We start from the raw sequence: 21,087 nt of genomic DNA on the forward strand, positions 1-21,087 counted from the left end.
GGTGCTGAAATGCAGGAGGCCAACACAATCATCAAAGCAGCGCATGACCGGGACGTGAACTTAGCGGTTGGCCAGTCCCGAACTGAGAAAAAGTGGCACAACGAGACTATGCGCTGGAGCGAGTTCGTTGACCGGCTGAGTAGACCGACTGTGACGCAAGAGACCTATGATCGGTTTATGAAGCTGGGTAAGGCTAAACGCGACGAAGTCAAAGACGTTGGCGGCTACGTTGGTGGCTTTCTGAAAGAAGGTCGACGCAAAGCTGACAAAGTTCAATCCCGGTCGCTGATTACGCTAGACGCAGATTTTGCCACCTCCGACATGTGGGATGAAATTCAGTTACTGTTTGATAACGCCATTGCAGTTTACTCAACCCACAGTCATGGACCTGGGCACACCCGCCTGCGGTTAATCATCCCGATGTCTCGGATAGTGACGGCGGAAGAGTATCAGCCAGTCGCCCGTAAGGTTGCCCAGATTTTCGGCATGGATCTGTTTGACGATACCACCTATCAAGCGGAACGGCTCATGTACTGGCCGAGCCACTCGATTGATGGTGAGTACTTCTTCGAGTACATGGACGGTGACTGGCTAGACCCTGACGAAATTCTAGCTAAGTATGATGACTGGCATGACGCCACGTTTTGGCCTGAAAGTTCACGGCAAAAAGACGTTCATGTGTCAGCCGCCAAACGGCAGAGCGACCCTCTGGAAAAGAAAGGCGTTATTGGCGCTTTTAACCGAACTTACTCAATTGTAGACGCCATTGAAAAGTTCTTGCCTGACGTATACGCGCCAACGAGTCACCCCGACCGGTACACCTACATTAACGGGTCAACGGAGGGTGGCCTGGTCCTGTACGAAGACAAGTTCGCCTACAGTCACCATGGGACTGACCCAGTGGGGGACACGCTCAATAGTGCCTTTGACCTGGTTCGTAAGCAGAAGTTTGGTGACTTAGACGACGAGGCGAAGCCGGGAACCCCGGTGACGCGACTACCAAGCTACAAGGCGATGGGTGATTTCGCCCGGGCGGACGATGAAGTGCGACAGGCCTTAGCTGAAGCCCAGATTAGTGACGCTCACGCTGATTTTGACATTGTTGAAGATGACAACAGTTGGATGCGTGAGTTAGATATGACCGACGCAGGTGTGATTGACAGTACAGCGACTAACTTGAAACTGATCCTTGATCATGACCCCAATTTGAAAGATGCGTTTGCTCTTGATAGTTTCAGTCAGCGGTTAGAGATTAAGCGGGACATGCCATGGCGGGAACTTCGTGATGAGCCGTGGTGGAAAGATAGCGATATTGCGGGTCTGAGAGCCTATCTTGAAATGACTTACAAAATTGTGAACAAGGGTAAAGTGGATGATGCTTTTATTCTTGAGGCCGAACAGAACCGCTATCATCCGGTGCGAGAATATCTCGATGGCTTGGTATGGGATGGCGTGAAGCGGGTTGAAACCCTGCTGGTCGATTATCTCGGTGCCGAAAATACCGAGTATGTTCGTACTGTCACTCGTAAGTTTTTAGCCGCAGCAGTGGCCCGGGTTGAACGCCCAGGCGTGAAGTTTGACTACATGCTAGTGACCAGTGGCCCACAAGGGATTGGGAAGACCAGTTTACCGCAGATTCTAGCTGGAAAATGGTTCTCAAACTCACTAGAAGGCGTTTCCGGCAAAGATGCCTATGAGAGCTTACAAGGTACTTGGATTATGGAAATGGGTGAAATGAACGCTACCAAAAAAGCAGACATTGAAGCTACCAAGCACTTTATTAGTAAGACAGAAGATATCTTTCGGGTAGCTTACGGCCATTACAAGAGTTACTTCAAACGCCAATGTGTTTTCTGGGGCACAAGCAATGACAGTGAATTTCTGCGAGACCGTACAGGTAACCGGCGTTTTTGGCCGGTAGATGTGGGCGTCAATACCCCCGAGAAATCCGTGTGGGATGACCTCACTAATGAAGTTCGTGACCAAATTTGGGCTGAAGCAAAATTCCTGTATGACAATGGTGAAAAATTGTACCTTACGGCCAGCGAAGAACAGTTAGCTGTTGAACAGCAAAAATTGCACACAGAAGTGAATGCCTTAGAGGGTATGATTCAAGAGTTTGTGGATATTCCTATTACTGGCGATTGGTATGAGAGGAGCGCTGACGACCGGCGTCGATACATTCAAGACTTTGGGGAAGATGAACTGGCACCAGAGGGGAGTGTTAGACGTGAAAAAGTTAGCGTCATGGAAGTCTGGAACGAACTTTTAAAGGGTGATCCTAGGAATTTGATTCCAGTTAAGGCGGCTGAAATCAGAAATATTTTGACCAATATGGACGGATGGCGAAAGGCTAATACGAATAAAGGTCAATCAAGTTTTGGTAAAGATTATGGCCGCCAAGTTGCATATCTCAGGTTGCTACCGGGGTCCTAAAAGGTAGCAGGTAAAGTAGCAAGGTAGCAGGCAGAAATTTTAGCCGGTAGTAATGTAGCAGGCAGGTAGCAAGCAAAGTAGCAGGCCCAAGTCATTGTGAGAGTAAGACGCATACAGCCCGTTGCTACAATACTACCTAAAACCTACTACTTTTAGAAAAAGGGTATTTAGGTATATATGTATACGCTATATACGCCTAATTGGCCTAATAATAGTTTCCGTGATTTTCGGTAGTAATGTAGCCGCCACCGAAAATCAATGAGAAAAGGGTGGGTGGGAGGCATAGGAGTTTGCTATGCAGATTGAAAATGATATTGAAAAATATTTGAACCAGCAGGCTAAAAAGTTTGGCTGGCTGTCGCTTAAGTTTGTCTCGCCTGGAAATGCTGGTGTTCCCGATCGAATTTTAATTCGAGAGGACGGACTGTTAGTCTTTGTCGAATTGAAGCGTAGCGCTGAGTTTAATCCCCGTCCACTTCAACAGCATTGGCTGGATAAGCTAAATCAGTTTCGACAACGCACCGCGGTACTTTGTACAAAGCTTGATGTGAATCATTTTTTCTTGAACTGGAGTTGATTATTTGGAAGCCAAACTGCATGAGTACCAGCGCTATTCGGTCGATTGGATTGAGGCTCACCCATATTCTGGATTATTTCTGGATATGGGGCTGGGCAAAACGTTAGCCACCTTGACGGGCTTACATGAACTCATGAAAGACTTTGAGGTTATTGATAAAGTGCTAGTCATTGCACCATTGAAAGTTGCCCAAAGTACTTGGCCCGCAGAGATTCATAAGTGGGACCAATTTTCAGACTTTACCTATTCAGTTGTGACTGGTACGCCCAATCAGCGGATGTCAGCACTAGCTGAAGATGTTGATATTTACATCACTAATCGTGAGAGTGTAGTTTGGCTGACGGAATTGTATGGCAAGAAATGGCCATTTAAAACTGTAGTCATTGATGAGCTATCCAGTTTTAAGTCGACCCGGTCAAAACGATTTAAAGCACTGCGTAAAGTTCGACCATTGATGGAACGGGTGATTGGCTTAACCGGTACACCTGCACCGAACACGTTGCTAGACCTTTGGCCTCAGTTGTATCTTTTAGACCGAGGCAAACGGTTAGGCCGCACTGTGACCCAATACCGCAACGATTATTTTTATCCGGGACAGGCTAGCGGGCATGTGGTCTATTCGTGGAATCTTCAAAATGGCGCTGAAGATGCCATCTATGATCGTATTGGTGACATTTGTGTCTCGATGAAAAAGGCTGATCATTTAAAATTGCCAGCCCGAACTGATGAAGTTGTGACCGTTTCACTTTCGGCTAAAGAGCGCGAGGTGTATGACACCATGGAACGAGATTATGTATTGAATTTGAATCAAGACGAAATTGTGGCAGCCAATGCGGCGGTCCTAGCTAACAAGTTGTTGCAGTTGGCTAGTGGTGCCATTTACGACGAGGACGGTAAAGCTTTGCCAGTTCATGAAGCCAAGTTAGAGGCCTTGGATGATTTGATTGAACAAGCTAATGGGCAACCTGTTTTGGTGTTCTACAACTTCAAGCACGATCGAGAGCGCATCATGAAGCGTCATCCAGAAGCGGTTGATTTAACCTCAGAGGTGATTGACGACTGGAACGCTGGTAAGATTCCCGTTCTTTTGGCTCACCCACAATCCAGCGGTCACGGGCTAAACTTGCAGGCTGGGGGCCACATTATCGTATGGTTCTCCCTGACATGGTCGTTGGAATATTACCAGCAGGCCAATGCCCGCCTGGACCGACAAGGACAAAGTCAACCGGTTACGGTATATCACTTGGTCACTGAAAATACGGTGGATGAACGAGTTATGAAAGTCTTACAGGGTAAGGCCAAAAGCCAAGATGAACTGTTAGCGGCTGTTAAGGCTCAAATTAAGAAAGCGAGAGTGAGTGATTATGACTAAGATTCAAAAAGCGTTAGCTAAAAACTTGCACTATTTTATGAACGAAAAAGGATGGAAGCGTACCCCGCTAGCTGTCACAGCCCGAGTTCCACAGGGAACGTTAGAAGCTGCGTTAAATGGTGAAGGGGCTAACGGCATGAGTTTAGTTTCTCTCGGGAGACTTGCGGAAACTTTGGACGTTGAGCCTGGTGACTTAGTAGATGATTGGAGAGAAGATTAAAGGAGGCATTAGATGGCAACTGCAAAAGTCCATGCGCATTGGTATGTGCAAGACGGACTAATTGAAATCTGGCTAGTCGGGAAATACCTGTATTACTATTCTTGGGAAGATCTACCGAATTTTAAATTGGGACAAGTCGTAAGTAAGGAAGAAATTGGGCATCCGATCAAGTGGTTGCCGTGGAATCCTAAGTACATTCCGATTCAATCCTATCGGGCGTTGAATTAAAAAAAGCACTCCGAGGAGTGCTAGCAAATCTTAGCGATAACATTGCCTGCCACTAACTGAGATGTGATGTTTTGAATACCACTTAAAGGTGGTACCCATTGATTTTTTAGACCAACTAACATCTTCTAAAATACGGTATTTATGGTGGCCTAAGTATGCGTAACGGGTGTTACGTGAGTGCGTATAACTAGGCGACCAAGCGTACGAGGTACTCCAAATCTTGATAATGTTGTTGTTAGGCGCAGCTGGGCCAGTATGCTTTGCTTTCCAGGTTCCTCGTAAAGCAGCGGGCATCCCTTTATGCCAAGTAGCAGCATCTGCTGATGTGGTTGTGGTTAACACACCACCAATCAATCCGGCGCTTAATGTGAGCATTGCGATAGTAGATTTTTTAAACATTCTTTCTCCTCCTAATTAGAACGGATATTAGCGGTGGTAACGATCCCAACCATCCTGTTGATTTTTAGCATAAAGATGATTGTGCTTAACAACAAAGGCTGGAACATCAGCATTTACAGCCGGTATGTATTCGTAACCGCCTTTGATTTTGAAGCGAATTACTTTTTTGAATTTTGCAACATAGGCAAACTTTTGCCCCTTTACCCCGTTGGCCCAAGTATGGGCAGTAAAGCGAAGTGATTGATTCCCACGATACCAGGTATGACGAAATGCTTTGGGCATTGCCGAAACGTATGTAGTTTTGGCAGAAGCAGATTGCGTACTAATGAGGCCTCCGACTAACCCAGCACTTAAAGCAAGCGTAGCTAAAACTGATTTCTTCATAAATTTCCCCTCCAAACTACTAAAAGTATACCAGAAAGGACTGATCACGATTAATCAAAATCAAATTAAATTCAAAACGTACTTCATTCAGCAACTGGAATTTCGTGAGTACGATCTAGAAAAGACCATTATCGCCATGAGTAAAAATTTTGCTTCGATGCCAAATACGGTAAGGGAAGCTCATGCAAAATTATCAGTTAGCGAACGAAATGAAATCATTAAAGAATTGGCTATGATGGGAAGTGACCAAAGTGGCAATTGAGCTATCAGATGAAACAATCGATAAACTGGTTGATAAATTGATTCTTCGTGGCAACAAGTTTGCAGCTATGGAATCAGAGTTGAAGTTACGCAATACCCGTGTTTTGTTGCAAAATTATCAGCTATTGCGAAATCATCTCGATGTGGAACTACCTGCGCTGGAAGATGATGCACCGTTATCCAAGAAGGAGTTAAACCTCTATTCACTGCTAGGGTATCGGGCCCGGTCCAAAGAGATGATGGAATTCGTGAATGAAGTGATTGATCGCTATCGTGTTATTTGTGAGGGTGGTTCGCCTGAACAGAGCCGTCGATTCACAGTGATTCAGAAACTTTATTTGCAATTACCCACTTTGACCATTAAGCGCATTGCCACCTATCTGAATGTGGATGAAAAGACAGTCCGTCGTGATGAGCATGCCGCTGTGAACGAATTAAGTATAATGTTATTTGGAATTGATGGTCTTAATGATTTGTCCAAATGATGCCCGAAACGTGTCAACACATGCCCTTTTCGCCGTAGTAAGATGATAGTATGAAAAATTTATCAATCAATACTACTGCCCAATTTATTGATTGAACCTCCAAACGGCCCTAGCAGAGATGCTGGGGTTTTGTTATGCTTAGGTTAATCTAATATGATTGGGGATGGCAGTTATGAGATTGACAGAAAAAACAAAACGCGCCGTTGAAGAGATATTGAAATATGGGAATTTCGAAAACGTTGTTGAGCTTCGCAATGAAGTATGGGCATTCGCAGATGAAGATGGCATTAAACAGGCCATTGAAAATTTAGCGAATGAAATTAAATATACAGACAATTTTATTGTGTACCCAAATAATTTTGATAAAAACATTCAAAAAGAATTTTTGAAATTATATGGTAAAACCCCATTGGGTAGAGATACTGACAGTGAAGAGCTGCCTAGTAAACAAATAGAATTAATTGGTCTCAGTAAAGCTAATAAACACGTTAGAGATAATCGGCCGGTTTTGACTATTTCGTTTGAGTAGGAGGAACTATGAGTAAAAGAGTTTCTGATGGCTTTAATGAAGTCTATGAAAAGTATGAGTCTGAACCCAAGAGTAAGATTGCTAGCTTAAAAGATGTATTGATGTTGACAATTAGTTTGTACAGAGATGCCAAGTCAAAATGTGACATTAAGACTGCTGCAAAAATGATTGATGAGTATCAATCGGACCTCGAGAATTACGACTTGTGGAAGTATATTGATGAGAGCGAGTTAAAAGCAGTTCTCGAAAAATAGCTTTTTTGAGAGTGGGATTATTGCCCGCTCTTTTTATTTGAAAGGAGGTCTGTGAAATGGCTAAGCTAACGATTAAGCAACAGAAGTTCATTGAATCATACATTGTCAGCGGTAACGCTACGCAGGCCGCCATCGAAGCAGGATATTCCAAGAAAACAGCTGGTCAAACTGGCAACGAAAACCTTAAAAAACCACAAATTATGAAAGCACTTGAAAAACGCACCGAGCGATTGCAATCAGAAAAGGTTGACTCACAGCAAGACATTGTTGAGTTTTTATCATCCGTCCGGCGAGGTGAAGTTAGAGAACAGATTGTTACACCTAGTGGTTATGTGGTTGAAGTACCGGCTAAGATTTCTGATCGTGTTAAGGCTGCGGAACTCATGGGTAAAAGATATGCAATGTGGACGGATAAGCATGATGTCAGCACCGATGGCGGGCCCGTTAAGATTGTAATTCGACCACGAGGTGATACCGATGGCTGATGAAATTAACCTGCTAGATCATACGGCGCCAGCGTTCGACGAACTGGTTTGGGATATCTTGGAAAACAAACATTCGAATTATTGGTTAAATGGGGGCCGTGGATCAACCAAGTCCTCTTTTATTTCGCTTATAATTATTGTAGGTATGATGAATGACCCGGATGCGAATGCGGTAGTTCTACGTAAGGTTGCAGACACGTTGAGGCGTTCAGTTTTTGACCAATATTTATGGGCGGTTGACTCGCTAGGAGTTGCTAGTAAATGGCTGGACTCATACAGCCCTTTGATGCTGACGTACTTACCAACAGGACAACAGATTCGTTTTCTGGGTGCGGATAAACCCCGTAAAATCAAATCGCAGAAATTCAGACATGGTTATACGAAGTTCAAGCATTACGAAGAAGCAGACGAATTTGATAGTTGGTTGGATTTACGTAATATTAACCAATCGCTCAACCGTGGCGGTAGCGACATCATCACCTTTTACTCCTACAATCCACCAGCCAACGTTAATAATTGGGTGAATCAGGTAAGTACAAAAGAAGGACTGCGCGACGATACACTAGTCCATAACTCAGATTACTTGACGGTCCCTAAAGAGTGGCTTGGTAAGGAATTCTTAGCCGATGCTGAACAACTTAAAAAGGATAACCCTAAAGCTTACGCTCATGAATACCTTGGCGAGGTAACTGGGACAGGCGCTGAGGTTTTCAATAACCTCACAATCAGAGAGATTACCGATGAGGAAATCTCACATTTCGACAAGATATATCACGGGCTGGACTTTGGTTTTGCTCACGATCCACTAGCTTATGGTGATGCGTACTACGACTCAGCTCGTAGGCGCATTTTTCTTTACAACGAGATTTACAGCGTTGGCATGACGAACAGGGAAGCGGTTGAGGCAATTCGCAAGCTTAATCCAATGAATGAACCGATCATTGCAGACTCTGCTGAACCGAGAACCATTGCCGAGTTTAGAGACCTTGGCTTAAATGTCCTAGGTGCTAAGAAAGGCCCTGGTTCACGTGAGCATGGATTCAAATGGCTACAAGATTTACGAGAAATTATTATTGATCCAGTGCGGTGCCCGAATACAGCTCGTGAATTCTCAGGTTATGAGTTAGCAAGAGATGCTAACGGGAACTTTAAGAGTGGTTATCCCGATGGTGACGATCACTCCATTGATAAAACACGTTATGAACTTGAAACACTGATGAAGAAAGGGGGCTTCGTGCCTTGGAAGTAAAACAAATGCAAGAACTGCTTCGCAACACCGATAAGCGACGCCTTGAATTTTCCCGTAAGTATAAGAAGTCCCTGGACTACTACTTCAATAAAAACGACATCACGATTCGTAATAACGGCGAGTCGAAGCTCAAAGAAGACGGCAAAGATGAGCCGTTGCGTAAGGCTGACAACCGAGTGTCTAGCAACTATCACCAGTTGCTGGTTGATCAGGAAGCTGGCTACGTGGCAACTGTTCCTCCGCAGATTGATGTGGAAGATGATGGGCTCAACGATGAGATTGATGAGGTACTAGGTGATAACTTCAATCTGCGTATGAACCAATTAGTAGTTGACGCTGCCAACGCTGGCGTTGCTTGGGTTCACTATTGGATTGACGAGGACAAGAAGTTTAGATACGGTATTGTGCCACCTGATCAGGTTATCCCAATTTACACAAGTGACTTAGACCGTAAGCTTTTAGCAGTCAGACGGTCATATAGCCAGCTGGACCCCGATACTGGCAAGCTTTTTAAGATTCACGAGTATTGGACGGATAAAGACGTGACGGTCTTTAAGGATACCAGCAATAACTATGAAGAACTGCAACCGTACAATGACCGCTTTACTTTTTATGATACGACTACCGGTGTCGAGACTGGTACAAGTAATCGGCTAGTCCATAATCTCGGTCGAATCCCATTTATTGCGTTCCCCAAGAACAAGTTTGAACGGCCGGAATTGTACAAGTACAAGGGCCTGATTGACGTGTACGACAATGTATACAACGGTTTCGTGAATGACGTTGATGACGTGCAAGAAGTTATCTTGGTGCTAACTAACTACGGTGGTGAAGACCTGGCTGAGTTCAGACGTTCGCTTAAAGAAGACAAGGCTATCAAGATGAATTCCATGGGTGGTACCGATAAATCCGGTATCGACAAGCTCACCATTGATATCCCTGTGGACGCCCGCAACTCCCTAATGGAGGTCACCAAGTCAGATATTTTCGTGCATGGTCAGGGTGTGAACCCGGTCGACTTTAAAGCGATTGGCAATGCCAGCGGGACAGCAATTAAGGCACTCTACGGTCATTTAGAGCTAAAGGCTAGTAACACTGAGGCTAACTTTAGAGATGGCTTATCCGAATTGGTTAGAGCCATCATGAAGCAGTTGAACGCTGCTCAATGGGATAGTCGCAAAATCAATCAGACCTGGACTCGTACAGCCATTCAAAATGATTTAGAGCAAGCCCAAATGGTGAGCCAAGTGGCAGCGGTTAGTTCTGATGAGGCGATTGCCAAGGCTAACCCAATCGTGACGGACTATCAGCAAGAATTGGAAGATCGTCAAGATGATATCGTAAAACGTGACGGATACTCGAACCCCGGTGCCTTAGACGATGTAGAGGATGATGAGGATGAGTCGGAAGAAGAGTAATAACCAGCTTTACTGGGAGAAACGTTTTCTCCAAATTAAAGCACGTGAGATACGATCAACCGAAGAATTTGAAAAGGCCTTGCAACCACAGCTCGGAGTGCTTGAAAAAGAACTTCAATCTGAGATTGAGAAGTTCACCGTCCGATACGCCAACAACCAAGGTGTGGATAAAGACGAAGCTCGTAAACTACTCAAGGATGTTAAATCTAAGAACTGGCGAATGACTTTGGAGCAGTTTGCTGCGCGTGCTAAGGCCGGTGAATTTCCAGAATTACTTGATGCCGAGTATTTACGTTCGAGAGTAGCTCGGTTGCAAGAACTGGAGAGCCAGCTAAAGATACTCACTGCTAGCTTTAGCGACAATCAAACCGATCAGATGGAGCAACAGCTAGTCCATCAGTACATCGATACGTACACTCGTACCTCTTATGCTTCTCAGTCGATGATGCAAAATTTTGCTGTGATTTATGCTGTATTTGACGAGCAACTACTCCGGGCTGTGGTGTCACGGCCATGGGAAGGTAGTAACTTCTCACAACACGTCTGGGGCACCTATCGCAATACGATGGTTGACGAGGTTATGGACGTAATTGTCCGTGGCACTCTTATGGGATATGGTCCGGCCAAGGTAACTTCGATGTTTCGGGCCAAGTTTGGTGATATCAAACGCTATGATGTTCACCGCCTGATCGTGACTGAGATGGCTCATGTGGCTGAGGAAGCGACTTTTAAATCCTATGAAGACAATGAGATCGATTGGTATGAGTATTCAGCAACGCTTGAATCTCATACTTGTGATGTGTGCGCGGCACTTGATGGCCAGCATTTCAAAGTTATTGATAAGGTGGAGGGCAAAAATGCTCCAGTTATGCATCCGCATTGCCGTTGCACAACGATGCCTTGGCTGGAAGGGTTACCGCCAGTGTTGTTACGGGGCTATCGTGACCCTGATTCCGGAAGATGGAAGACTGGCCCAAATATGAGTTTCAAAGAATGGAAAAAGAAATATGTAGTTTAACCTTTGACCTCAGCACGTCGTAAAACTGCTTTTTGTTTTACCCTGATCGTGGTCGCCCCACGTAAATCTAGCGAGAAGGAGTGTTTTATATGAAACGTGAATTATTGAAAGGCTTGGGTTTAACCGAGGAACAAATGGACAAAATTATGGCTGCCAATGGCGCTGATATTGAAAAAGCTAAGTCAGGCTTAGGTGATGTGGAGGCTTTAAAGACCGAAAACGCATCACTTAAGGAGCAATTGACCGGGCGGGATAAGGATCTAAAATCACTGCAAAAACAGGCAGGCAACTCCGAAGAACTGACAAAGCAACTCGAAGACCTGCAAAACCAGTACAAGACCGATACCGAAGCCCTGCAAGGACAGTTACACCAGACTAAGCTTAACGGCGCTTTAGACACTGTTCTAAGTGGCGCAAAGGTCCGTAACACCAAAGCCGCTAAAGCCTTGTTAGATATGGATAAGATTGAGCTCACTGATAATGGTGATTTAAAGGGCGTTGACGATCAATTATCAGCCCTGAAGCAATCGGACGCTTACCTGTTTGATGAGGGCAGTCAAGGGAACTACAAGCCACAAGGTGGTGACGGTTCTCAAGACACGGACCCGGCTCAAGCAATGATTGACGCTTTCAAAAATTAATTCGAAAGAAGGAAAATGATTTATGGCAGACGCAACTGTAAATTACGCAGAGGCTTATCAGCAGGCTATTCAACAAGCCTTTTATGATGGTCATCTGTTCTCACAAAAATTGTGGAACTCACCATCTAACAGCGTTATCAAGTTTGATGGCGCTAAGCATATCAAAGTACCCCGATTAACTATTAACGAAGGTCGTAAGGATCGCGCCCGTCGGACCATTACACCGGTCGCTGCTAACTATTCCAACGACTGGGATTCATATGAGCTGACCAATGAGCGTTACTGGAGCACTTTGGTTGACCCATCAGATATTGACGAATCAAATATGGTCATCTCAATCGCTAATATCACTAAGCAATTTAATCTGGATGAAAAAATGCCAGAAATGGATCGTCAAATGTACAGCAAGCTCTATCAAGAAAAGGTAGCAGCTGCTGATGGCGGCATCTACACCGATACGCTTGACGAAAAGAACATCTTACAAGCTTTCGATGATATGATGGTTAACTTTGACGAAGCCCGGATCCCAGGCAATAACCGTGAGTTGTACTTAACTCCAAAGGTTAACGCCATTTTGAAGCGTGCTGAAGCTATCAACCGTCAATTGACACTTGAAGGTAATGGCAACATCGCTCGGACTGTGTACTCATTAGATGACGTGAACATCAACGTGGTGCCATCTGACTTGATGCAAACTGCTTTCGACTTTACTACTGGCTCAAAAGCTGTGGATGATGCCAAGCAGATTCAAATGTTCTTGATCTACAACGGCGTTCAGATTGCACCTCAAAAGTATAGCTTTGTTGGCTTTGACGCTCCTACTGCTTCAAACAGTGGGAACTATCTGTACTACGAACAATCTTATGATGATGTGCTCTTACTCAAGACTAAGACGGCTGGTATTGAATTCGTGACTGCTGATAAAGTCGCTCCTACGGAACCAACCGACCCAAAAGCCTAGCGGCTCCCACCACAGTTAAGGTAGAAGCCAGTGAGGGCGGAGCCGATTTTAGTGCAACATATTAGTGAGAGGAGGCTAAATTTTGGCCGATGAAAAATATACCCTGAATGTTTTTCAGGGTGACAAGCAAGTTGGTACTGGCGATAGTGCAAAAGTCCACGTCGATTTAGAAGCTAAAGAATATCCAGCTGGTACTTTTACCGGTGAACTTGTAAACGCTGAGGGTGCTAAGTCCAAGCGGTTTGATTTCCCAGCAGTGACTGTGGTCCCTAAGACGGTGGCTGTGACTGGTGTCACGATGAGTCAAGCGACTGCAACCGGCGACATTGGTAAAACCGTTGTCTTAACTGCTACGGTAGCTCCGGAAACTGCTACTGATAAGACGGTGGTATGGGCATCTAGCGATGACAAGATTGCGACTGTTAAAGATGGGACCGTGACCTTTGTCGCTGCTGGTACTGCTGATATTACAGCAACTGTTGGCGGTAAATCAGCAACAACTAAGGTAACCGTCAAAACACCGGTAGTAGCTGTGACTAAGATTACCTTAGATCCAGCAACTGCTAGTGTGGAAGCTGGTAAGACTGTCGCTTTAACCGCAAAGGTTGAGCCAGATAATGCTACTGATAAGACAGTCGCTTGGACTTCTAGTGACGATAAAATCGCCACGGTGAAGGATGGTACTGTCACTGGTGTGGTGGCCGGTGAAGCAACGATTACTGGCACATCAGCAGACGGTAAGGTTACTGGTACTGCCACAGTGACGGTGACGGCACCCGCAGCGGGCTAGGAGGTGACTGACAATGGAGCAACACAAACGATTAGAAACTTTAACTAAGCTCGTATTAGACCTTAACGATAGCGATACCGATAATTCCGGTACCGTCATTAATTTTGTGGTGAACAAAGTCATTTTAGACGTTGCCAACTACACACATATTCCTGTGAGTGAACTTCCAGAGGAATTAGATCCGACTATTGTAGCTTTGTGCCAGCAGACAATCGCAACTCATGGCTTGCTCACTCCCCAAAGCGAACAGACCACAAACGTTGCTTCACTGTCGGAGGGTGATACAAGTGTCACTTTCAAGTCACCGGCCCAAGTCTATGCGGAGTTAGCAGCTGTCAATACAATCACTGACAGCTATATCGCCACGCTCAATGGATTCCGGAAAGTGAAGTGGTAGCTATGGGACTAGAAGATGCTTTTAGATCCATGCCACTCTCTAAGCTGTGGTTTGATAAAGCGACCATCTACGGCGTTATTCCGGGAGTTGATGCCGATGGTTTCACCAACGGAAAAGATACCGTAATCATCGAAAACGAACCATGCAAAGTGGTGCTTAAAGGTCTTAAGGCCAGTGAGCAATCGTTTTTCGGTACCGACAACTATGACGCCAAACTTTTGATTAGAGTAGGCATTGATATTCCGGCCGGCGCAAAAATTACGATCAGAGACGCCAATGGGCGTACCACAAACTACAAGCGCGCCAGCAAGGGATATTCGGGCTATCTCAGTCACCAAGAGGTGGCTATGGTCAGGGATGAAAAGGCGAAGGAGGTAGTCAAATGAGTGCTTTCTTTGAAGTAGGTGATGCGGAGTTTCAAGCATGGGTTCAAAAGGTTCAAGCCAAAGCTAACCCCGAAGCCATCAAGCGTGAGATGCAGACCAGCGTGAAACGTGTTGGCGTACAGGCTCAACGAACTGTTGAGAATGTGACTCCAGTTGATACCGGTACACTTCGCCGAGGCTGGACGCTTTCGAGTGGCGGACTTATGGCTGTTACACTTAGCAATGGTGTTGAATATGCACCGTTCATCGAGAATGGTCACCGTACTCGTGGCGGTGGTGGCTGGGTGCCTGGGCATTTTATGCTGAGAGATTCAATAAAAGCTGTTGAATCTCAACTTGGCTCTCTGATCACACCACAATTTCAAAAGGTTCTGGAGGGGATGCTATGAACATTCTTACTAGAATCGCCCAATTACTAGCTACCATTGCCCCAGGTCTACCAATTTATAAGGAACAACAGAGTGGCGGTTTTCAAGAACCGTCATTTTTTGTGTCTTCGATTGGAGACCAGGTGCAGCCCGAGCTTTTCTCTAGGCAGAAGCGCACTCACAGCTACCAAGTGGTTTACTTTCCGGACCCTGCTAAACCGAACTCGGATATGAACGAAATGAAATTCAAACTCATGGATCAGTTCCTTGAGTTGAAAGATTTCGCTACTATCCGTGATCGGAATTTTAAGCCTGTGGATGGTGCTCTTACAGTCACTTTTGATGTGTGGGTCTGGGCATATCCGCAGGATGATACACCTAAGCAACAAACGCTCAAGCCGGTCAATCCGACTGCCAAGCCAGAACCTGAGCTGCCTGAGCGAATGAAACGTATTGGAGGTTCTACTCATGTCGAGTAAATTCTCAAAAGCTTCGCTAGTAATGAGTAAGGGCTTTAAACCTATTGAGCGAGATATTCTCTCGCTTAAATTGGAGGATGGCAAGACTTACTCAAGAGTTGAAGCTGAAAAAATCATTAAAGAAACTAAAGGAGGCCTACGTTAATGGCTGGTGGAAACTGGAACAAGCAAAACAAGGTGCGACCTGGTGCTTATATCAACACCAAGGGCACACCACAACCCAAGCCGAACACCTCAATTGGTCGGACGCTACTTATCGGTAGTCAAGACCTTGGCTGGGGTGCTAAGGGCATCACCGAGTTAGACGCCGACAGTGACTTTAAAGCGCTATTAGGAACTGACCTGAACGACCCTAAGTTATTGGCTTTGCGTGAAACACTTAAAGGTGCACTCACAGTGCTTTACCTCAACAACAATGACGGCGAAAAGGCCAAGGCCGAGGAAGCCACTTTGCCTTGGAACTTTACTGCAAAGTACGCCGGGGTTAAAGGGAATGACCTGACCGTTTCGATCGAAAAAGACCCTAATGACGAAACGTTGATCACTGTGAACACCATTTATGGCACTGAGATTGTGGATCAACAACAAGTACGGACTACTACCGCCCGTGGTTTGGAATCGAATGCCTATGTAGATGTTACTTTTACTGGTGATAACACTGAACCAACCCCTGAAGTGACCGCTACTGATGGCGGGGCTGACTTTTCAGCAACTGCCGGCAAGGCAAAGCTAGAAGCACTCGCTGCTTCTTCTACCTATAAGTTGGCTGGTGGCACCACTGAAGCAGCTGAAATTACCGAATTGCTAGACGAAGCTTTAGCAACAGAAGTCTACCAAACGGTTACTACCGCTGGGTTCCCAATTGACAACGAAATCCACGAAATTGTGGGCCAAGCCGTCAAGCGGTTACGCAAGGAAGACGACTTCAAAGCTCGGGCTGTGGTGCCAGTACTGGAAGGTGCTTCTAAGTATGATAACTATGGCATTTCTAAAGTGTCGAATGGCGTTAAGCTGGCTAGCGGCGAAATTATCGAAAAGACTTACGCCACTGGTTACTTTGCAGGAGCTTCATCAGCAGCTAATTTTGATGAGTCTTTGACTTACGCTCAATACCCTGGTGCTGTGGGGGCTTATCCGAAGCTATCCAACGAACAGACCATCAACGCTTTGAATGACGGTGAAATTGTCTTCACCGGCCGCCGTGATGGCACAGTTGTGATTGAACAAGATATTAATTCACTGGTCACTTTCACCGATGATACTCCAGCTTCTTTCCGTAAAAACCGGATTGTGCGGACTCTTGATGAGATTGCTAATAATACTAGCGAAGTCTTCCACACTACTTTCATTGGCAAGGTTGATAACGATCCTACCGGTCGCGACCTGTTCAAGGCCAACCGGGTAGCTTACTTGCGCAGTTTAGAAAACGCTCACGCTATTCGTGACTTCGATCCAACTGATCTGACTGTGGACGCTGGCAATGACAAGGATTCTATCTTGGTTAGCCTGGCAGTTACACCAGTTGACGCTATGGAAAAACTGTACATGACCTTGTGGGTTAACTAGGAAGGAGCGATATAAAGTATGGATGAATCACAATCAGTAGTTGGCCAATTCTTAAATGGTCGAGATTCAATTTCAACCAAGGATGCCAAAGTTTTCGTCAATATGAACGGAAAAATTTGGCCAATGATCGAGTGTAACCAATTTGCGGCCAAACTCGAAAAGAACAAGGAAGACGTGCAAACGCTCGGTTCCCGGTGGAAACACAAGAAGACGACTTCAGTGGAAGGTACTGGTACCCTGGGCGGATATGTTATCAGTTCGAACTGGGTTAAATATGCTTTACCGTACATTCAAGGCGGTAAGGATTTGTACTTTGAAGTTACTATGACCATCGAAGACCCTACTTCGCGGGCCGGCAAGCAAACGCTCCACTTTACTGACGTCAACCTTGACGATGTGCCATTTGCTGATTTCGAAGCAGATGATGATGTGATGCAATGGGAGTCTGACTTTACTTTTGAAGGTGTAGAGTTAGTCGAGCCTTTTACTGGATTCGAAGAATAACAACTATTAGGAGGGCTATTTAATGGCTGATCAAGTGTCGATTCAAGATTTTATTGTTAAAAAAGAAAACGAAAAACGTGAGCTTAAGTTTGCCCGTTTCAAATCACCGTTCATTGTGCGTGAAATTACCAATGACGAAAATGAGGCCTTGCAAAAGAGTGCCACTAAACGTGTGAAAAATCCCAAAACGGGGCAGCTTGAACCGCAAGTTGATCAAAACTTGTATGTTGACTTACTATTAGCAAAATCGGTAGTCCAACCAGATTTACAAGATGCCGAGTTACAAGAAGCATATGGAACCATGGGAGATGAAGCCGGAACTTTACGCGCAATGCTGAAGGTCTCGGAACTCAACCAAATCACTAAAACTGTTACCGACTTTGCTGGCGTTACGGAATCAGTAGACAGCGATGTAAAAGCGGTAAAAAACTAATTCAAGCCGGTCAGGGGGCGGAGTTTCAGTATTATCACTACACCATGAATGAATTTGGTTGGTTGCCCTCCGACTGGCTAAACTTGTCGGTCCGAGAAAAAGCCCTCGTGATTGCTGGTATCGACATTCGAATCAAGGAAGAAAAGAAGCAACAAAAAGAAGCAGAAAGGAAAGCCAGAGCTAAGGGCCGTCGCCACTAGGCCTCTGGCTTTTTTTATTATCTGAGAAAGGGGGATAGGAATGGCAGGTACGGAAGTTTCAGCCACAATTAAACTGGTGGATGCCTTCAGCGGAACGCTTGGTAAGCTGAAATCTGGTCTAGGTGGTGCAGGGGCAGCCCTGAGTCAACTATCCGGAAACGCTGGGAAAACTGGTTCAATGTTTAAGTCAGTTTTAGGTGGAACATTGGTAGGCCAGGGGATTACTAAAGGGATTAGTGCAATTGGTGGCGGATTGAAAAGCATGTATGGTGAGCTCGATGAATCTAGTCGAGCTTGGCAAACCTTTAACGGTAATATGGGTATGCTTGGTAAGTCCGATTCACAAATCGCCACTACCCGTGCAGGGTTGCAAAAATTTGCTCAACAAACGATTTACTCGGCTTCTGATATGGCTTCCACATATAGCCAATTGGCTGCTGTTGGAACTAAAAACACCGGTAAACTGGTTAAAGGGTTTGGTGGGTTAGCTGCTGCGGCCAGTAATCCACAGCAGGCCATGAAAACTTTAAGTCAACAAGCCACACAAGCCGCTGCTAAGCCTAAAATTCAATGGATGGACTTCAAGTTGATGCTTGAACAAACTCCTGCCGGTATGGCAATGGTCGCTAAGACCATGCACAAGTCCACTGGGCAACTGGTTAAGGATGTGCAGGCTGGCAAAGTCAAGACGCAAGACTTCTTTAACGCTATCGCCAAAACGGGTACTAATGCTAACTTTAGTAAGATGGCAACCCAGTACAAGACAGTTGGTCAAGCCATGGACGGTTTGCGGGAAACGGCCGCTAACAAGCTTCAACCAGCTTTTGACGCTGTTAGCAAAGTTGGCATTAAAGCTGTTTCAAAGCTGACAGATAGTCTTGGAAACATCAACGTCGGAAGTTTAACTAAATCCTTAGTGCCAATGGCACAGGGTGTGGTTAACGGAATCACGTCAGTTTTTAAATTGATTGGTCAAGCTATGAGCAATATCGGCAAGATGGATCCAGGAGTACTGAAAGCTTTAGGAGTTGCGTTTGTTGCACTAAAGGCCGGCACATCAGGGTTAGTATTAGCTGGTGCGGTTGCTGGACTTAAGGCCTTAGCTAGTCTTAGCCCGGGAACTCTAAATGCTGTTGCCATTGGGATTACTGCGATTGCAGCGGCCATGGTGGCGATGAAGGCAGCTAAGGGCATAGCTGGAATTTTTAATGTTTTTAAAGGATTGAAAGCCCCTAAAATACCTAAGGTGCAAGTCCCTGATGGAACCGCAGCAGGAAAATCTGCACTGGGCTTCTTAAAATTAGGCGCCGCTTTACTCATGGTAGGTGGTGCGATTGCTCTTGCTGGTGCAGGCTTCTTCTTAATGGCCCGGGCTTCGACACAACTTGCTTCCGCCGGAGGTGCCGCAATTGCGGTGTTCTTTGGCATGATTGTTGCAGTTGCCGCTTTGGCTGCTATTGTTGCCTTGCTGGGGCCAGCACTGCTAACCGGCTCAGCAGGGTTACTGGTCATGGGTGCGGCCCTGTTACTAATCGGCGTTGCGATTTTCTTAGCTACGGCTGGTATGGCACTGTTAACAACCCAGCTTCCGTTGATCGCTCAATACGGTTTGATGGCCGCACTCAACATTGCAGTTCTTGGGGTGGCGTTGGCACTATTTGGTGCGTTGTCGTTGATTGCCACCGTTGGAATCGTGTTACTTGGTGTAAGTCTCGTTGTATTGGCTGCTGGATTAATGATTGCAGCCGTGGGAGCTATTGTTTTTGCGGCTGGTATGTTTATGGTCATGGCTGCTTCTATGATGGCCTTCGTCGGGTTGCTCCTGGTGTTCACTGGATCGATTATGGCATTTGCCGGATTAATGATGGTGATGGTCGGCGGTATGATGGCGATGATGGGACTTATGATGGTCATGATGGGAGCTATGATGGCGTTTGTTGGGTTAATTTTGGTTATGACCGGTGGCATGATGGCAATGATGGGGTTAATGATGGTCATGGTGGGTGGAATGCTTGCGATGGTCGGACTAATGATGGTGATGGTTGGTGCTATGATGGCAATGGTCGGACTGATGATGATCATGATGACGGCTATGATGGCCGCAATGGGCTTAATGCTACTAGGTACAACAGCCATGGTAGCGGCGGCGGGAATGCTACTTTTAGCAGCCGCTGTTACCTTAGTCGCGACTCAGGTTTCTTCGATTGCCTCAAGCGCAGCTGCAGCTGCTGCCAGTTTAACTGGAATGGTTGCTGCTGTGGATGTTATTAAAGCTGGCTTAAACAGTTTGAAGTCTGCCGCGCAATCAGCAGTTCAAGGCTTCATCTCCGCACTGCGTGGTGGTGTTGGTAGTGCCACTGCTGCAGGTCTCGCTCTGGCAGATGCGGCTACTAACGGTATGAAGAGTGGTGTGGGTGCTGCTCGGTCAGCAGGTGTCATGATTGGTGCAGGGTTGGCTTCAGGGTTGCGCTCGCAAATTGGTGCTGTACAAGCTGCTGCTAGCGCTTTAGCTAATGCCGCAGCTAGTGCTGCAAGAGCTGCCGCTAAGGTCCATTCACCATCACGGGTTATGGCTGAGATTGGTGGCTATATGGGCCAAGGGTTGGCAAACGGGATGAGCGCGACTAACTCGCTGGTTGCCAATGCTGGTTCTGCTATGGCAACCGCTGCTTTAAACGGCGCCGGAATCAATGGTAATAATCCAGGCGATTTGTTGGCCGCAGGTTTTAACCGGGCATATGCAGCGGTCAATAATGTGGTTGGTGCTATGCGTGGCATTGGTGGTAATGGACTGGCTGTAAATGGTCAAATGACCAGTAGTACCAGCCTAGCCACACCCACAACTTCACCGTTTAGTTATGGCCCTGGTACTACCGGTGCTGTTACTAATGCGTCCACAGCAACTCAAACGAGTAGCTCTAACACGATCAACATTCAACCAGGTGCTATCAGTCTTACTAGCACTGGTGACGCGGATATAGATGGCGAAGCAATTGCTAGGGCGCTTGAAAATCACCTAATGAAAGTTAATGAAAGGATGGGTTAAA

Annotated in this window: 26 protein-coding genes; 24 read left to right on the forward strand and 2 right to left on the reverse strand. The window is 45.9% G+C overall.

Translation table 11 applies throughout. The features are described 5' to 3' along the window. Nucleotides 1-9: 9 nt before the first annotated feature. The 5 genes from FC96_RS04465 (at nt 10) to FC96_RS04485 (ending at nt 4,833) form a co-directional block, all read left to right on the forward strand. Nucleotides 10-2,436, forward strand: coding sequence for a virulence-associated E family protein (locus FC96_RS04465; protein WP_056942139.1), 2,427 nt, complete (start codon nt 10-12; stop codon nt 2,434-2,436). 295 nt (nt 2,437-2,731) lie between these two features. After that, nucleotides 2,732-3,013, forward strand: a complete 282-nt coding sequence (locus tag FC96_RS04470) for a PDDEXK family nuclease (protein ID WP_055679884.1) — start codon at nt 2,732-2,734, stop codon at nt 3,011-3,013. 4 nt (nt 3,014-3,017) lie between these two features. Next, nucleotides 3,018-4,385, forward strand: coding sequence for a DEAD/DEAH box helicase (locus FC96_RS04475; protein ID WP_055679883.1), 1,368 nt, complete (start codon nt 3,018-3,020; stop codon nt 4,383-4,385). Continuing rightward, the gene (locus tag FC96_RS04480; protein ID WP_055679882.1) at nt 4,378-4,605 is read left to right on the forward strand and encodes a helix-turn-helix domain-containing protein; all 228 of its coding nucleotides are present in this window, start codon (nt 4,378-4,380) and stop codon (nt 4,603-4,605) included. Before FC96_RS04475 ends, FC96_RS04480 begins: the two co-directional genes overlap by 8 nt. A gap of 12 nt (nt 4,606-4,617) precedes the next feature. Beyond that, nucleotides 4,618-4,833 (forward strand): hypothetical protein, encoded by a 216-nt coding sequence (locus FC96_RS04485; protein WP_055679881.1) that lies wholly within the window; start codon nt 4,618-4,620, stop codon nt 4,831-4,833. Between the two features lie 30 nt (nt 4,834-4,863). Here the strand turns inward: FC96_RS04485 and FC96_RS04490 are convergent, their stop codons facing one another. Together FC96_RS04490 and FC96_RS04495 are read right to left on the reverse strand one after the other, a co-directional pair. Continuing rightward, a complete protein-coding gene (locus FC96_RS04490; RefSeq protein WP_056942140.1) occupies nt 4,864-5,232 on the reverse strand; it encodes a hypothetical protein in 369 nt (122 codons plus the stop codon). A gap of 27 nt (nt 5,233-5,259) precedes the next feature. Then, nucleotides 5,260-5,616: a hypothetical protein gene (locus tag FC96_RS04495; RefSeq protein WP_056942141.1), complete on the reverse strand. Its 357-nt coding sequence runs from the start codon at nt 5,614-5,616 to the stop codon at nt 5,260-5,262. 251 nt (nt 5,617-5,867) lie between these two features. Between FC96_RS04495 and FC96_RS04500 the strand changes: the two genes are divergently transcribed. The 19 genes from FC96_RS04500 (at nt 5,868) to FC96_RS04585 (ending at nt 21,086) form a co-directional block, all read left to right on the forward strand. Continuing rightward, the gene (locus FC96_RS04500) at nt 5,868-6,362 is read left to right on the forward strand and encodes an HTH domain-containing protein (RefSeq protein WP_055679878.1); all 495 of its coding nucleotides are present in this window, start codon (nt 5,868-5,870) and stop codon (nt 6,360-6,362) included. 172 nt (nt 6,363-6,534) lie between these two features. Continuing rightward, nucleotides 6,535-6,891: a hypothetical protein gene (locus FC96_RS04505; protein ID WP_056942142.1), complete on the forward strand. Its 357-nt coding sequence runs from the start codon at nt 6,535-6,537 to the stop codon at nt 6,889-6,891. Between the two features lie 8 nt (nt 6,892-6,899). Continuing rightward, a complete protein-coding gene (locus tag FC96_RS04510) occupies nt 6,900-7,145 on the forward strand; it encodes a hypothetical protein (protein ID WP_055679876.1) in 246 nt (81 codons plus the stop codon). A 56-nt stretch (nt 7,146-7,201) separates the two neighbouring features. Continuing rightward, on the forward strand, nt 7,202-7,630 hold the full coding sequence (locus FC96_RS04515; RefSeq protein WP_056942143.1) for a terminase small subunit: 429 nt from the start codon (nt 7,202-7,204) through the stop codon (nt 7,628-7,630). Beyond that, nucleotides 7,623-8,879: a PBSX family phage terminase large subunit gene (locus tag FC96_RS04520; RefSeq protein WP_055679875.1), complete on the forward strand. Its 1,257-nt coding sequence runs from the start codon at nt 7,623-7,625 to the stop codon at nt 8,877-8,879. Before FC96_RS04515 ends, FC96_RS04520 begins: the two co-directional genes overlap by 8 nt. Next, nucleotides 8,870-10,297 (forward strand): phage portal protein, encoded by a 1,428-nt coding sequence (locus FC96_RS04525; RefSeq protein WP_056942144.1) that lies wholly within the window; start codon nt 8,870-8,872, stop codon nt 10,295-10,297. The genes FC96_RS04520 and FC96_RS04525 overlap by 10 nt, the downstream gene beginning before the upstream one ends. Further along, the gene (locus tag FC96_RS04530; protein ID WP_055679874.1) at nt 10,278-11,315 is read left to right on the forward strand and encodes a minor capsid protein; all 1,038 of its coding nucleotides are present in this window, start codon (nt 10,278-10,280) and stop codon (nt 11,313-11,315) included. The genes FC96_RS04525 and FC96_RS04530 overlap by 20 nt, the downstream gene beginning before the upstream one ends. Before the next feature lie 89 nt (nt 11,316-11,404). Continuing rightward, complete coding sequence (locus tag FC96_RS04535) at nt 11,405-11,956, forward strand: phage scaffolding protein (protein WP_056942145.1); 552 nt, start codon at nt 11,405-11,407, stop codon at nt 11,954-11,956. 22 nt (nt 11,957-11,978) lie between these two features. Continuing rightward, nucleotides 11,979-12,917, forward strand: a complete 939-nt coding sequence (locus tag FC96_RS04540) for a hypothetical protein (RefSeq protein WP_056942146.1) — start codon at nt 11,979-11,981, stop codon at nt 12,915-12,917. Nucleotides 12,918-12,999: 82 nt separating this feature from the next. Next, a complete protein-coding gene (locus tag FC96_RS04545; protein WP_056942147.1) occupies nt 13,000-13,707 on the forward strand; it encodes an Ig-like domain-containing protein in 708 nt (235 codons plus the stop codon). A 13-nt stretch (nt 13,708-13,720) separates the two neighbouring features. Next, nucleotides 13,721-14,104, forward strand: a complete 384-nt coding sequence (locus FC96_RS12700) for a head-tail connector protein (RefSeq protein ID WP_082593272.1) — start codon at nt 13,721-13,723, stop codon at nt 14,102-14,104. Nucleotides 14,105-14,106: 2 nt separating this feature from the next. Further along, a complete protein-coding gene (locus tag FC96_RS04555; RefSeq protein WP_055679871.1) occupies nt 14,107-14,490 on the forward strand; it encodes a hypothetical protein in 384 nt (127 codons plus the stop codon). Continuing rightward, nucleotides 14,487-14,879: an HK97 gp10 family phage protein gene (locus FC96_RS04560; RefSeq protein WP_056942148.1), complete on the forward strand. Its 393-nt coding sequence runs from the start codon at nt 14,487-14,489 to the stop codon at nt 14,877-14,879. The genes FC96_RS04555 and FC96_RS04560 overlap by 4 nt, the downstream gene beginning before the upstream one ends. After that, nucleotides 14,876-15,337 carry a phage tail terminator family protein gene (locus FC96_RS04565; RefSeq protein WP_056942149.1) on the forward strand — a complete coding sequence of 154 codons (462 nt, stop codon included), beginning with the start codon at nt 14,876-14,878 and terminating at the stop codon, nt 15,335-15,337. The genes FC96_RS04560 and FC96_RS04565 overlap by 4 nt, the downstream gene beginning before the upstream one ends. Then, nucleotides 15,327-15,482, forward strand: a complete 156-nt coding sequence (locus FC96_RS12845) for a hypothetical protein (protein WP_156403155.1) — start codon at nt 15,327-15,329, stop codon at nt 15,480-15,482. The genes FC96_RS04565 and FC96_RS12845 overlap by 11 nt, the downstream gene beginning before the upstream one ends. After that, nucleotides 15,482-16,903, forward strand: a complete 1,422-nt coding sequence (locus FC96_RS04570) for a phage tail sheath family protein (RefSeq protein WP_056942150.1) — start codon at nt 15,482-15,484, stop codon at nt 16,901-16,903. Before FC96_RS12845 ends, FC96_RS04570 begins: the two co-directional genes overlap by 1 nt. An 18-nt stretch (nt 16,904-16,921) precedes the next feature. Next, nucleotides 16,922-17,407: a phage tail tube protein gene (locus tag FC96_RS04575; protein ID WP_055679866.1), complete on the forward strand. Its 486-nt coding sequence runs from the start codon at nt 16,922-16,924 to the stop codon at nt 17,405-17,407. Nucleotides 17,408-17,429: 22 nt separating this feature from the next. Further along, on the forward strand, nt 17,430-17,840 hold the full coding sequence (locus tag FC96_RS04580; RefSeq protein WP_056942151.1) for a phage tail assembly chaperone: 411 nt from the start codon (nt 17,430-17,432) through the stop codon (nt 17,838-17,840). A 240-nt stretch (nt 17,841-18,080) separates the two neighbouring features. After that, nucleotides 18,081-21,086, forward strand: a complete 3,006-nt coding sequence (locus FC96_RS04585) for a tape measure protein (protein ID WP_056942152.1) — start codon at nt 18,081-18,083, stop codon at nt 21,084-21,086. Nucleotide 21,087: the final 1 nt, after the last annotated feature.

Origin of the sequence: Secundilactobacillus kimchicus JCM 15530, assembly GCF_001433995.1 — a bacterium.
Lineage (GTDB): Bacteria > Bacillota > Bacilli > Lactobacillales > Lactobacillaceae > Secundilactobacillus > Secundilactobacillus kimchicus.